The organism is Halonotius sp. GCM10025705 (genome assembly GCF_042662885.1).
Taxonomy (GTDB): domain Archaea; phylum Halobacteriota; class Halobacteria; order Halobacteriales; family Haloferacaceae; genus Halonotius; species Halonotius aquaticus.
On record NZ_JBHSZD010000001.1, the window covers coordinates 1142036 to 1154196 of the forward strand.

At 62.5% G+C, this 12161-nt stretch carries 13 protein-coding genes and 2 pseudogenes; all 15 read left to right on the plus strand.

Annotated elements, in window-relative coordinates; genetic code table 11:
- Nucleotides 1-173: 173 nt before the first annotated feature.
- The 15 genes and pseudogenes from ACFQJB_RS06415 (at nt 174) to ACFQJB_RS06485 (ending at nt 12074) form a co-directional block, all read left to right on the plus strand.
- A complete protein-coding gene (locus tag ACFQJB_RS06415) occupies nt 174-665 on the plus strand; it encodes a Fic family protein (protein WP_379725247.1) in 492 nt (163 codons plus the stop codon).
- Between the two features lie 202 nt (nt 666-867).
- Nucleotides 868-1038, plus strand: coding sequence for a twitching motility protein PilT (locus ACFQJB_RS06420; RefSeq protein ID WP_379725250.1), 171 nt, complete (start codon nt 868-870; stop codon nt 1036-1038).
- 214 nt (nt 1039-1252) lie between these two features.
- Nucleotides 1253-1845, plus strand: a pseudogene (gene cbiT, locus ACFQJB_RS06425) (precorrin-6Y C5,15-methyltransferase (decarboxylating) subunit CbiT).
- Nucleotides 1842-2561: a cobalt-factor II C(20)-methyltransferase gene (locus tag ACFQJB_RS06430; protein WP_379725253.1), complete on the plus strand. Its 720-nt coding sequence runs from the start codon at nt 1842-1844 to the stop codon at nt 2559-2561. Before cbiT ends, ACFQJB_RS06430 begins: the two are co-directional and overlap by 4 nt.
- Entirely contained in the window at nt 2558-3517 is a 960-nt protein-coding gene (locus tag ACFQJB_RS06435) for a cobalt-precorrin-4/precorrin-4 C(11)-methyltransferase (RefSeq protein ID WP_379725256.1), read from the plus strand. Before ACFQJB_RS06430 ends, ACFQJB_RS06435 begins: the two co-directional genes overlap by 4 nt.
- Nucleotides 3514-4515 (plus strand): cobalt-precorrin 5A hydrolase, encoded by a 1002-nt coding sequence (gene cbiG, locus ACFQJB_RS06440; protein ID WP_379725260.1) that lies wholly within the window; start codon nt 3514-3516, stop codon nt 4513-4515. The genes ACFQJB_RS06435 and cbiG overlap by 4 nt, the downstream gene beginning before the upstream one ends.
- Complete coding sequence (locus ACFQJB_RS06445; protein WP_379725263.1) at nt 4512-5384, plus strand: precorrin-3B C(17)-methyltransferase; 873 nt, start codon at nt 4512-4514, stop codon at nt 5382-5384. The genes cbiG and ACFQJB_RS06445 overlap by 4 nt, the downstream gene beginning before the upstream one ends.
- Before the next feature lie 2 nt (nt 5385-5386).
- Entirely contained in the window at nt 5387-6316 is a 930-nt protein-coding gene (cobJ, locus tag ACFQJB_RS06450; protein WP_379725266.1) for a precorrin-3B C(17)-methyltransferase, read from the plus strand.
- Between the two features lies 1 nt (nt 6317).
- Entirely contained in the window at nt 6318-6584 is a 267-nt protein-coding gene (locus ACFQJB_RS06455; protein ID WP_379725269.1) for a ferredoxin, read from the plus strand.
- Nucleotides 6581-7264 carry a cobalamin biosynthesis protein gene (locus ACFQJB_RS06460; protein WP_379725272.1) on the plus strand — a complete coding sequence of 228 codons (684 nt, stop codon included), beginning with the start codon at nt 6581-6583 and terminating at the stop codon, nt 7262-7264. Before ACFQJB_RS06455 ends, ACFQJB_RS06460 begins: the two co-directional genes overlap by 4 nt.
- Entirely contained in the window at nt 7261-8481 is a 1221-nt protein-coding gene (locus tag ACFQJB_RS06465) for a CbiX/SirB N-terminal domain-containing protein (RefSeq protein WP_379725275.1), read from the plus strand. Before ACFQJB_RS06460 ends, ACFQJB_RS06465 begins: the two co-directional genes overlap by 4 nt.
- A gap of 5 nt (nt 8482-8486) precedes the next feature.
- The gene (locus tag ACFQJB_RS06470) at nt 8487-8858 is read left to right on the plus strand and encodes a DUF3209 family protein (protein ID WP_120102489.1); all 372 of its coding nucleotides are present in this window, start codon (nt 8487-8489) and stop codon (nt 8856-8858) included.
- A 239-nt stretch (nt 8859-9097) separates the two neighbouring features.
- Nucleotides 9098-9919, plus strand: coding sequence for a class I fructose-bisphosphate aldolase (locus tag ACFQJB_RS06475; RefSeq protein WP_379725278.1), 822 nt, complete (start codon nt 9098-9100; stop codon nt 9917-9919).
- Nucleotides 9919-10784 (plus strand): annotated as a pseudogene (locus ACFQJB_RS06480) (class 1 fructose-bisphosphatase). The gene ACFQJB_RS06475 and the pseudogene ACFQJB_RS06480 overlap by 1 nt, the downstream one beginning before the upstream one ends.
- Nucleotides 10785-10877: 93 nt before the next feature.
- Nucleotides 10878-12074, plus strand: coding sequence for a mechanosensitive ion channel family protein (locus ACFQJB_RS06485; RefSeq protein WP_379725281.1), 1197 nt, complete (start codon nt 10878-10880; stop codon nt 12072-12074).
- Nucleotides 12075-12161: the final 87 nt, after the last annotated feature.

Sequence of the window (12161 nt, forward strand, 5' to 3'; positions counted from 1 at the left end):
GGACGTACCGGCTATACAGTCTGATCGGCGTGCTGGAGGGTGAAACTGGCCATCCTTCCCGTGAGGATAGCGTGTTTTGATCGCAAATCAGAACCGAATCGCTATCCCACTTCTGCCACCGTTTCGTTGACGTACCGCTGGGAATTAGGTTCTTCAGCCCTGAACAGTAGCCAATGTGTGACGAGGAGGTGCGGATTACTGATCTCTCCCATCTCTCTGCGGAAGATTTCAAACACCGAAACACGAAATTCTTGGAAGGAGACGCCCACTACGACATGAATCAGTATTCGCTGTCGGTGCAAATTCGGCATGATATTTGGGCCGTTCGGAATCACGATCTTCGCCGGGTGCTCCGTGAGTTCCCGACGGATGAACCCCTCGTCGATCAATGTGCGCACTGGATGCACGCTGTCGTCGGGAAACACTTCTTTCCGGATGCGAACCACCGCACTGCGATTGCGCTGTTACGGCAACTGCTTCGTGAAAACGGGATCGAACCGGGGAAATGGCCGATTGAGCGTACCAAACGGGTGCGGGAGGAGTCACACGACGTTCGAGCGGCGTTGCCACCGATTCGGATGGATACGCTGTACGAACGGGACGAGCTATTCGAACTCTGGCGAGCGTATTTCACCGACGTACTGAAAGAAGAATATACGGAGTAAGGAATCTACTCGTCGCTCTCGTCAGCGAGGGCTTCGTACAGTTCGGCGTTTTCCTCGATATCTTTATCCATTTGCCGCTGTGCCTCGTCGTTCATTGCTATCTCAAAGAAGGGGTTGCCTCGTAATAAGCTACTGGGATATTGAAATCGCTCTTGGAGAGCGGATACGGAACCGGCTTGCTGATTCGGCGGGCTTCGAACTCGTGCAGTGCGCCCGGAAAGGTTTCCACCGAGTCGACGAACTGTTCGAGAGCCACGAGCGGGTCTCGTTCGGTGATGCGACCATCCCGGCGTACTTGGAGCGAACCGGAATCCAGTTTCTGTACTCCTTCGACGACGACTTCGACGGGATCGAGGGTATTTCGCGGCTATAGACGGCAGAGAATCCGTTCAATTGAGGCTGCTGTCTTGTTTGGGCGAGCCAGTCTGTCGTCTGGGCAGTACGGCGGCTAACGCATCCTGCTGAACCGCTAACGCCTGTAGCTGCCGTCTTGTCCCTTCCGTTCAGATGATCACTGGGTGTCGTATACAACCGAACTTTCGCTACCCCAAGCACAATTGTTTTATCGGTCCGGTTTGAGAGTCGGGATGATGCCTATCGCACTGCCACACGACGCCAAAGCGGACCGACCAAGTCGGAAGTCCGGTCGGTCACGCTCGGCAAACTCGATCTCGGCCCGGACGATCACTTCGCTGAGGTTGGCTCCTGTACCGGCGCGGTCACCATCGAAGCGGCCCGCCGCGCCGGCCGCGTGACCGCCCTCGAACGCAAGGCCGACCGACTCGACGTAACCGAGCAAAACCTGGCGGCCAACGAAGAGTCGATCACCGCCGATATCGACCTCCGAAATGCCGAGGCCCCAGAGGGGTTGCCCGACGACGCCGACGCCCTTTTTCTGGGCGGGAGCCGGAACTTCGAAGCCGTGCTCGATCACGCTGTCGACACCGCAATCGACCGGATCGTGATGAACGTCTCGCGGCTCGAAGTCGCCGGCCGCGCGACCGAAGCGTTCCGCGAGCGCGGGATTCTGGAGGAGGTCGTCCAGTTCCAGGTCAGCCACGGCTACGAACTCGCCGGCGCGACGAGCTTCAACTCCGACAATCCGGTCTACATGCTGGTCGGCAGTGCGAGCGGCAGTGACGACGGCGACGACGGCGAACGAGCGGAGGCCACACAGTGACCCTCTACGGCATCGGTCTCGGCCCCGGCGAGGGCGACCTGGTGACGGTGCGCGGCAAGGAGGTGCTGGAATCGGTCGACGTGGTTTACTCGCCGGGCCGCCTCTCGCGGACGGTCGCACTGAACCACGTCGACGAGGCGAAGATCGGCGACCTCGACTTCCCGATGACCCGCGACGAGGAGAAACTGCGAGCGGCGTGGAAAGAAGCCGCCGCCGAAATCGCCCCGCAAGCCCGCGATGGCGACGCCGCCTTCGTCACGCTGGGCGATCCGAACGTCTACTCGACGTTCGGCCACCTGCGACGCACGCTCGATGCCTTCCACCCCGACGTGGACGTCGAGATCGTCCCCGGCATCAGCGCGATGACGGCGTTTGCGACCGCGTTTGATGTCGAAATCGAAGCCGGCGCGGGCCTCGCGTTGCGAGAAGCTGCCAACGGCCACGCGCCGACCGGCCCCGACCGAATGATCCTGTTCAAAGTCACCGACGCGCCAGCGACCCACGAGAAGCTGGTCGCCGCGGGCTACGACGTGACCTATGGCCGGCGGCTCTACATGGAGCAAGGTGAGACCGTCATCACCGACGATCCAGCGGAAATCGACGAACGCGACTACTATACGCTGGCGTATGCGGTCAAGCGCGACCTCGATATCGAACCCGCGACCGCCCGATTCGAAGAGTTGGGCGACGCGACCGGGGTGGAGGAGCGCGCATGAGCGAGCCAGTTGAGACCGACGGCGACGAAACCGACCCCCAATCCGCTATCGACACCCAAGGCGAGCAGCGGCGTGCCGAACTCGACAACCGAATCTTTGAGCACAACGCTGGCGACGAACAGGAGGGGATTCCCTTCGTCGGTGCCGGCCCCGGCGATCCACGGCTGCTGACGGTTGCCGGCAAAGAACTGCTGGAGGACGCCGACCTCGTCGTCCACGCGGGCTCGCTGGTCAACAGCGAACTGCTGGAAGCATACTGCGATCACGCCGAAACAGTCAGCTCAATCGGCAAGGATCTCGAAGAGCTGATCCCGCTGATGCGGGACGCCCACGAGGACGGCGACAACGTCGTCCGACTCCACAGCGGCGACCCCGCGATCTACGGCGCGGCCCTCGAACAGATGGACGCCCTCGAACACGAAGGTGTCCCCACCTACTTCGTCCCCGGCGTCACGTCGGCGTTCGCGGCGAGCGCGACCCTCCGCACCCAACTCACGCTCAACGAGGTCTCGAACCACGTCGCGTTCACCCGCCCGCAGGGCAAGACGCTGACCGAGGAGGACGACCACATCGGCGAGTTCGTCGAGATGGGCGACGTGACGACCTGTATCTACCTCGGCACCCACGCTGTCGCCGATACGATGGATCGACTCATCGACGACGGCCACGATCCCGAGATTCCGGTCGCGGTCGTCTATCACGCTTCGTGGCCCGACGAGGACGTGATCTACGGCACAATCGGCACCATCGGCGAGAAAGTCAAGGACGCCGGCTACCGCGCCTCGGCGATGGTGGTCATCGGCGACGCCGTGACCGGCGCGGGCTACGAGCGATCCTACTTGTACGACGGTTGGGCAGATCGCGGCCCCGATTGCGACGATGCGGACAGCGAGAGCGACGATAGTAGTGAGACAGCGGACAGCGAGCAGTCCGAAACAGCGGAGACAACCCAATGAGCACCGACAACGAATCCACGACGACGAACAGCGAGACGAGCGACAACACCGACAGCGGCGGTCACTGTAGCACGCCCGACAGCGATGGCGAAGTCGCCGAGGAGATAGCCATCATCTCCTTCGGTCGGAAGATGGACACCGCCGAGGAGATCGCAAGCGAACTCGCCGACCGCTACGAGTCCATCGACATCATCGAGTACCACGGCGAGGTCTTCGACGAGCACTGGGGCGAGTACGACTGCTTTATCGGCCTGATGGCCAGCGGGATCGCTATGCGGAAAACCGCCCACCTGCTCGACGACAAGTGGGACGATCCCGCGATCTGCGTCGTCGACGAGGAACTCACGTGGGCGATCCCGATCACCGGCGGCCACCACGGCGCGAACCAGGTCGCCCAAGACCTCGCCACAATGGGCGCGATCCCGGCGATGACGACGGCCAGCGAGGCCGCCGGCAAGCAGGGCGTCGAGGCCCGCGCGAAAGCGATGGACACCCACGTCGTCAACGGCCGCTCGACGATCCAGACCAATCTCGCAGTCCTCGACGACGAACTCGGTCCCGTAGCCCGCCTCGACGGCCCACAGGCCGTCCTCGTTGGCGACGACGTGACCGTTCTGAAGCGCAACAAAGACGACGGCATCGTCCTCGGCACCGGCAGCGTCTCCGGCGCGGCCGCCGACTCCTTCATCGCAGCGTGGGAGAACGCCCTCGACGAAACCGAGTACGACTTCGACGACGTGGAGTTCGTCGCCACGGCGACCCGGAAAGAAGACGAGGAGGGGCTTCTGGAGGCCGCTGAAGAACTCGATCTCGGCGTTGTCGCCTTCGACAAAGAGACGCTGTTGGAGCACGAGGGGCCGAGTCCATCGAAATCGAAGGAACTGATCGGCTGGCCCGGTATCTCGGAGGCCTCCGCCATCGCCGGCGGGAGCGACCAGGAACTCCTGCTCGAAAAGCAGAGCTACGACAACGAGGTCACGGTGGCGATCAGCAAATGAGCAGCGAGTCAACGAGCGCGACGGCCGCCGAGCGCCCCGACGATCTCGGCACGCTGTCGGTCGTCGGCATCGGGCCGGGCCTGCCGGCCGACATGACCAAACGCGCCAAGGACGTCATCGAGACGGCCGACTGCGTGATCGCCTCCGACCTCTACCAGGCGTTTTTGCGGGAGGACGGCACGCTGCCGCCCGCCGAGCAGGTCGACGACGAGGGACGGGTCACCCGCGAGAACGGCCACGAACAGGAGATCATCCGCTCGACGATGGGCCGACAGATTGAGCTGGCGAAAGTCGCCTTCGAGCGCGTCCGTGCCGGCGACGACGTAGCCCACGTCTCCGGCGGCGACCCCTCCGTCTACGGCAAATCCGACCTCATTTTCAAGATGGCTGAGGAGGAAGCCGCGACGGACGTTCCCATCGAGATCGTCCCCGGCGTCACCGCCGCACTCGGCGGCGGGGCGATGGTCGGCGCGCCGCTCTGTAACGACTTCTGCACGATTTCGCTCTCCGACAAGTGGCGCGGGTGGGAAGAGATAGAAGAGAAACTGCGCGCGGCCGCGATCAGCGATTTCGTCATCGTCTTGTACAACTGCTGGCGAAACTACGAGAAGGCCGTCGACATCGTCCGCGAGGAGCGCACTGACGACGCCTTAGTGGCGATTGTCAACGACGCCGGCCGCGCCGACGCCGGCCGCAACGGCGAGAGCCACGTCATCACGACGCTCGGCGAAGCGACCGCCCACGACGACAAAGTGTCGGGGATGGGCACCTCGCTAATCATCGGCAACCACGAGACGGAAACCTGGAGCAACGACTACCGGACGTTCCTTGTCACCCCGCGCGGCGGGCGTGACGTGGAGGATTTCTAATCATGAGTACGGACACCAACACGACAGCGGAGACGACAACGGAACAGGCAAGCGAATCGAGCGACGATACCGGCGGCTGTACCGCCAAATCTGACTCGTCGTCGAAACAGCAGTCGGTCGATGAAAAAGTCGGCTCGACAGTCGACGATTTCGACGCCGACCCCGGCCAACTCACGGCCGTCGGTCTTGGCCCTGGCCACCCGGAAGGTATGACACAGCGCGCTCGTGCCGCGCTGCTCGATGCCGAACACATCGTCGGCTACACGACCTACATCGAACTCCTACCCGACGAGATCACCGAGGAAGCCGAGGAACTCTACGACACGCCGATGTGCGGCGAGGTTTCCCGGACGGAGGAGGCCATCGACCGCGCGCTCGCCGGCAACGACGTGGCGATCATCGGCAGCGGCGACCCCAACGTGTACGCGCTGTCTGGGCTCGCCCTCGAAATTCTGGAATCAAAAGGCGCGACCGCCTCGATGGTCGATTACGAGGTCGTCCCCGGTGTCCCCGCCGCCCAATCCTGTTCCGCGCTACTGGGCGCGCCGCTGGTCAACGACACCGTGTCGATCTCGCTGTCCGACCACCTGGTGCCGATGCCGGAGATCGAGTCCCGCCTGCACTCGGCTGCCGGCGAGAGCTTCACCATCGTTATCTACAACCCCTGGAGCCGCAAACGCCGCGAGAACTTCCAGAAGGCCTGCGAGATCCTGCTCGCCCACCGCGACCCCGATACGCCGGTCGGCATCGTCCACGGCGCAGGACGGGACGACGAGGAGGTAATGATCACGACACTCGACCAGCTAGAAGAGCTCGGCGAAGAGGACATCATCGACATGACGACGACGATCCTCGTCGGCAACGAGGAGACCTACGTCTGGGACGACCGGATGGTCACCCCGCGCGGCTACGAGACCAAATACGACTACTAACATGCCCACCTATCAAGTCACCCTGAAGAAGGAGCCCTGCGACGGCGTTTTCGCCTGTCTCACCCGCGACCCCCGGTTCGTCGAGGACGACGACGGCCTCGCCACCATCGACTCCGACGGCGATCCAGTTTACGACGGTGACGGCGAGGTTCGGGAGGAAAACGGCGACGTGATCGCCACCTTCGACGACGACCGCATCGAGGAGGCCAGGCAGGCCGCCGCAGCCTGTCCGACCAATGCCATCGTCGTCGAGGAGGTCGACGCATGAGCGTCGCCGTCCCCGACGACCTGCTGGCGGGCCACTCCTCAACAGCCTACTTCTGGGGCCGCGTCGCCGGCAACGGCGAGGTCGGCCGCGACAGCCTTACCGTGACGACCAACGACGAGGCTGCCGCCGAAACGCTCAGCGAAATCGTCGGCAGCGAGATCGACCACGATCAGAAAACCCGCGACTACGCTCACAACACCGACATCACGAAGACCGAAGACGAGTACACGGTCGAAGTCACGAGCGACGACCTCTTCGGGATGAGCGGCGCGCTCGGCCTCCCGGTCGACGGCCGTGGCAACTACCGGTTCGGTGCCTTTGCGGACTACCGCCGCGACCTGCTGCGCGGCATCTTGGAGGGCTGCGGAACGATCTGCTTCAAGTCCTCCAGCGGCACCGTCGGCGTCTCCTTCGTCCACGACGACGCCAACCTCCTCGAACTTGTCCAAGAGCTCATCGACGACGCGCCGGTCGACGCGCCGTACGGTGACCTTTCGGATACGTCGTCCGGCGGCTACTGGTTCGGCATCGACGACGACGCGGCCGCTGATTTCGGCATGTGGCTCTACGAGGGCACCGAGGCAACGGGACTATTCGCGCCCAGTCGCCGTCGCAAACTGGTACAGAGTCTCGATCAGGCAACCGACGTCGAGTTCGACCGCTCACAGTTCGAAGCATGAGCCAACTCCACGACACCATCGAAAGCGTCGACAACGAGGCCGTTCTGCTGGTCGGCCACGGTTCCCGCCGCGAGAAGTCCAACGAGCAGGTTCGGGAGTTGGCAGCGATGCTCGAAGACCGACTGGAGATTCCAGTCGACGCCGCCTTCCTCGAACTCGCCGAGCCAGCAATCGAGGACGGTATCGAGGGATTGGCCGGCGCAGTCGATTCGATCACGGTCGTCCAGCTTTCGCTGTTCGCAGCCAGCCACGTCAAAAACGACGTGCCGCTGGCCGTCCAGCGCGCCCGCTCAACCCACGAGGCTGAGATTAACAATGGCGCGCACCTCGGGATCCACCCCGCTATCGTCGATTTGCTCGACGACCGCGCGAGAGCAGTCGAATCCGATCTCGGAGTCGACCGCGAGGAGGACGAGATCGCCGTCGTCGTCTGCGGTCGCGGTTCGAGCGATCCCGACGCCAACGCTGACCTCCACAAACTCGCCCGCCTCCTCCACGAGGGCCGGGAGTTCAGTACTGTCGAGGCGTCGTTCATCGGCATCACCGAGCCGACCCTGGACGACTCGCTGTCGACACTCGCCAAACAGCGACCGGACGCCGTTGTCGTCGTCCCGTACATGCTCGGCGACGGCGTGCTCACCGGCCGGATCCGGGAGTGGACCGACGACTTCGACGAGGAGTACCCCTACGTCGATGCCCTCGCCGGCGACCCGCTCGGCACCGACTCCCGGCTGCTGGACGTGCTTGGCGACCGCTGGCAGGAGGCACGGACAGACAGCGTCGAAATGTCGTGTGACACCTGCAAGTACAAGGTCGACCTCACCGGCTACGAGGAGGACACTGGCGGCGCACGCGCCATGCTGCGCGCGCTGACGCATCAAGAGACTCATGCTGATCGTAGCGATGTCGACGACGAGCCACACACTCACGACGCCCCCGAAAAACACGTCGCCGTCTGCACCAACCAGACCTGCGCGGCCGACGGTGCACCGGCCGTCCTCGAAGGACTCCGGCAGGCAGCCCGCGATTCCGAACAATGTGATGCCCGCATCACCCGAAGCTCGTGTCTTGGCCGCTGTGGCGAAGGGCCGATCGTCGCTGTCTACCCCGAAAACGTCTGGTACGGCGGCGTCGACGCCGATGACACCGAGCGCATCGTCTCATCGCACTTAGACCGCGATCGGATCGTCAGCGACTTGGTCGATCAAACACTGTAATCCGTATGAGCTGTCACGAACTCGAAGCACTCAAACTCGGCTTGATGAACGTACTGGGAACCGAAGACACCGCGGCCCGCGAACACGCGGAACAGGAGTTGGAGGGCCATCTCACCGGCCCGATCGGCGCGCTGGCCGAGGCTGAAACGCTGTCGGCGATCGAACGCCATCTCGATGCTGCCCTCGTCGATCTCGAAGAAGAAATCGCCGCAACAGATGCAGACGACCCGGAGTACGACTATCTCCGTGGTCGACTTGTGGCCGTCCGCGACGCCGAGCTGGCGATTCACCGACTGACCGCGCAAGGTGAGAGCGTGTTTGAGGGGCTTGGCAAAGCCCACGATACGCTCCACGAAGCATTCCCGGTCGAAGAGTAAGCCAGTTGGCGGTGAAGACAGATCGTCCCCGGCGAGCAACATCTGAGATTCTATCGATTGATTGGTTCTATCGGTATATACACCAACGATCATTGTATTAACGGCAACTGTACACACAGAGCGAAGTACCAAACAGCGCGATATCGACGGCGAGATCGAAAACAGATGGGAAATTAGATACCTCAAAGTACGTATATTTCCCATAGGACTTTTAGTATAGTTCACCGACCCATCAAACGATGATCCCAGGTGCTGATTCCGCGATCACGCGCAATGAAAAGTCCCTGATCTTGGCCTACGACCACGGCTTGGAGCACGGGCCAGTTGACTTCGAGCCGAACCCCGCGACGGCCGATCCGGATCGGGTGTTCGAGATCGGCACCCACGATGCGGTGACAGCGGTCGCCGTCCAGAAAGGGATCGCCGAGGGCTACTATCCCTCCTATGAGGACGATGTGACCCTGCTGGCCAAGCTTAACGGCACCTCAAACCTCTGGATGGGCGAGCCAAACTCGGCGGTCAACTGGACGGTCGAAAACGCCGTCGAGGTCGGCGCGGAGGCCATCGGGTTCACCGTCTACGGTGGCTCGAACCACGAGATCGAAATGGTCGAGGAATTCCGCGACGCCCAAGAGGCTGCCCGGGAACACGACCTCGGCGTGGTCATGTGGTCGTATCCACGCGGCCAAGGACTGAAAAACGCGACCACCCCCTCGACGATCGCCTACTCGACACGACTGGGGCTCGAACTCGGCGCAGATATCACGAAGGTGAAATATCCCGGCTCGCCGGAGGCGATGTCGCATGCAGTCACCCAGGCCGCTGATTCAAAGGTCGTTATGAGCGGTGGTTCGAAAACGGACGACCAGGACTTCCTGACGACGGTTCGCAACGCGATGGATGCCGGTGCCAATGGGCTGGCCGTCGGTCGCAACGTCTTCCAGCGCGATAACCCCGAACAGATTCTTGATGGCCTCGAAGCGGTCATCTTCGAGGACGCCAGCGTCAAAGAAGCACTCGACGTCATGGGCGTCGAACCCACCAACCCCGAGGCCCTCTAATGAGCCGCGATCAGGACGCGATCCTCGACGAGATCTTCGAGACGCTTGCGGCGCTCGCCCCCGAGATTCGCGCCTCGCTGCCGGGCCGGCGCGTGAAAAGCGACGAAACAAATCCCAGCGGCGAAACACGCCTGGAGGCCGACGCCTACGCCGACGAACTGATCGAGGAGGCACTCGGCGGCATCGACGGCGTTGGTACCTACGCCAGCGAAGAGCAAGCCGAGCCGATTGACGTGGGCAGCGGCGATGTCTCGATCGCCTGTGACCCGCTTGATGGCTCCTCAAACATCAAACCAAACAGCCCGATGGGGACGATCATCGCGGTCTATGAAGGCGACCTCCCAGCCAGCGGCGACGATTCTTGGCTTCGGGCTTCATTCTCTTCGGGCCGATCTTGACGATGGATATCGCTCGCGACGGGCGTGTCACCGAGGCTATCGTTGAGGACGGCGAGATCGACGTGATCAACGATGATGTGACGATCCCAGACGAGCCGACCGTCTACAGTATGGGCGGTCGCGTCCCCGACTGGACCGAAGGCTTTGCCGCGTTCATCGAGGAGGTCGAACAGGAGTACAAACTCCGCTACGGCGGGGCGATGGTTGCCGACGTGAACCAGGTGTTGACCTACGGTGGGAGCTTCTCGTATCCCGCGCTCAAATCGGCTGAAAACGGGAAACTCCGATTGCAGTTTGAGGGGATTCCGATGGCCTACATCGTGGAGTGTGCCGGCGGTGTCTCCTCTGACGGCACACAGTCGATCCTCGATGTCGACCCCGAACGGTTCCACCAGCGCGTGCCCGTCCATCTCGGCAACGAGGAACTGATCGACACCGTCGAAGCGAAACTCGCCGCCCACGACTGAGGCGGCGTCACGACGAAGGCAGCATCGGCCTCACAGCCAACCAGGGCTTGTCGACATCAGCATCGTTTTTATCCTTTAGTGTCAGGGGCTTGTATGACCGTGTCCGGCATCACCACGCGGGTCGAGTCCCTGTTGGTTGATGGCGTCTCGACGGAACTGCGGATCGCGGCGAGTCTCGGCATCGCGCTGCTTGCGGTGGTGATCGCCGGGGTGGTTGTCCCACGGGTGACAACCCGAATTAGACTGTTCGTCGCGGGATGGGCCAAAGGTCGGTTTGGCGAGTCCGCCAGCGAGACCTTCGACCGTGTCGATGCGGTCGCACCGGTAGGCGTACTGATTACGATTTTTGTTCGACTCATCCAACTGGCTGTCCTTTCGGCGGCAACGTTCGTGTTGCTCGTTGTCTGGGGGCAGATATCGACGGCACTCCAGTTGATCGGGCTCGGGCAACTCGCGTTGCCGGCGGTCGGGCAGTTCGTCACGACGGGCCTCGTCCTCCTCGCAGCATTCGTCGCCAACGACTTCATCCGCGATATCGTCAGAGAGTATACGGCCAACACCAAACGCGTCACAGCCCACCAAGAGCAGATCCTCACGCGGGTGTTACAGGTCGCGTTGATCCTCGTTGTTGTGGTGGCGATCTTCACGATCTGGGGGATTGATATCGGGAGTCTGCTGGTCGGGGCTGGCTTCCTCGGCGTCGTTATCGGACTTGCGGCCCGACAGACGCTTGGCTCGCTGCTTGCGGGCTTTGTGCTCATGTTCTCTCGGCCCTTCGAGATCGGCGACTGGGTTGCGATCGGCGACAAGGAGGGGATCATCACCAAGATCACGATCATGAACACGATCCTGCGAAACTTCGACGGCGAACACGTCGTCATCCCGAACGACAACGTTGCCAATCAGGCGATCACAAACCGGAGCCGCGACGGTAAACTCCGCATCCACGTCGAGGTCGGCATCGACTACGAGGACGATCCCGAACGCGCCAAGGAGATCGCCCGCGAGGCCGTCGAGGACGTGAAGATGGTCGAAAACAACCCAAAGCCACAGGTCTTCCCCGTCGCATTCGGCGGGTCAGCGGTGACGCTGGATATCCGGTTTTGGATCGCACCGCCGACACCACAGCGTCGGTGGCGGGCGACAGCCGGCGTCGTCGAGGGCGTCAAATCACGGTTTGCCACCGAGTCGATCTCGATCCCCTTCCCACAGCGCACGGTCAGCAACCGTGATACCTCCGAGACGGAGACGGTGACCCAGCCAGCAACGAGTGGGGATATCGAGGAGTAACAGCGCGCCCCGGCACCGATCCGCTGGCCCGCGACACCACTCGGTAGATCGATCGAAACTCGAAATTAGACCCGGACAACCCGAACC

Bases quoted from the DNA above. Each gene is read 5' to 3' on its own strand.
- ACFQJB_RS06415 (WP_379725247.1), top strand. From the start codon at position 174: ATGTGTGACGAGGAGGTGCGGATTACTGATCTCTCCCATCTCTCTGCG.
- ACFQJB_RS06435 (WP_379725256.1), top strand. From the start codon at position 2,558: ATGAGCGAGCCAGTTGAGACCGACGGCGACGAAACCGACCCCCAATCC.
- cbiG (WP_379725260.1), top strand. From the start codon at position 3,514: ATGAGCACCGACAACGAATCCACGACGACGAACAGCGAGACGAGCGAC.
- ACFQJB_RS06445 (WP_379725263.1), top strand. From the start codon at position 4,512: ATGAGCAGCGAGTCAACGAGCGCGACGGCCGCCGAGCGCCCCGACGAT.
- cobJ (WP_379725266.1), top strand. From the start codon at position 5,387: ATGAGTACGGACACCAACACGACAGCGGAGACGACAACGGAACAGGCA.
- ACFQJB_RS06455 (WP_379725269.1), top strand. From the start codon at position 6,318: ATGCCCACCTATCAAGTCACCCTGAAGAAGGAGCCCTGCGACGGCGTT.
- ACFQJB_RS06460 (WP_379725272.1), top strand. From the start codon at position 6,581: ATGAGCGTCGCCGTCCCCGACGACCTGCTGGCGGGCCACTCCTCAACA.
- ACFQJB_RS06465 (WP_379725275.1), top strand. From the start codon at position 7,261: ATGAGCCAACTCCACGACACCATCGAAAGCGTCGACAACGAGGCCGTT.
- ACFQJB_RS06470 (WP_120102489.1), top strand. From the start codon at position 8,487: ATGAGCTGTCACGAACTCGAAGCACTCAAACTCGGCTTGATGAACGTA.
- ACFQJB_RS06475 (WP_379725278.1), top strand. From the start codon at position 9,098: ATGATCCCAGGTGCTGATTCCGCGATCACGCGCAATGAAAAGTCCCTG.
- ACFQJB_RS06485 (WP_379725281.1), top strand. From the start codon at position 10,878: ATGACCGTGTCCGGCATCACCACGCGGGTCGAGTCCCTGTTGGTTGAT.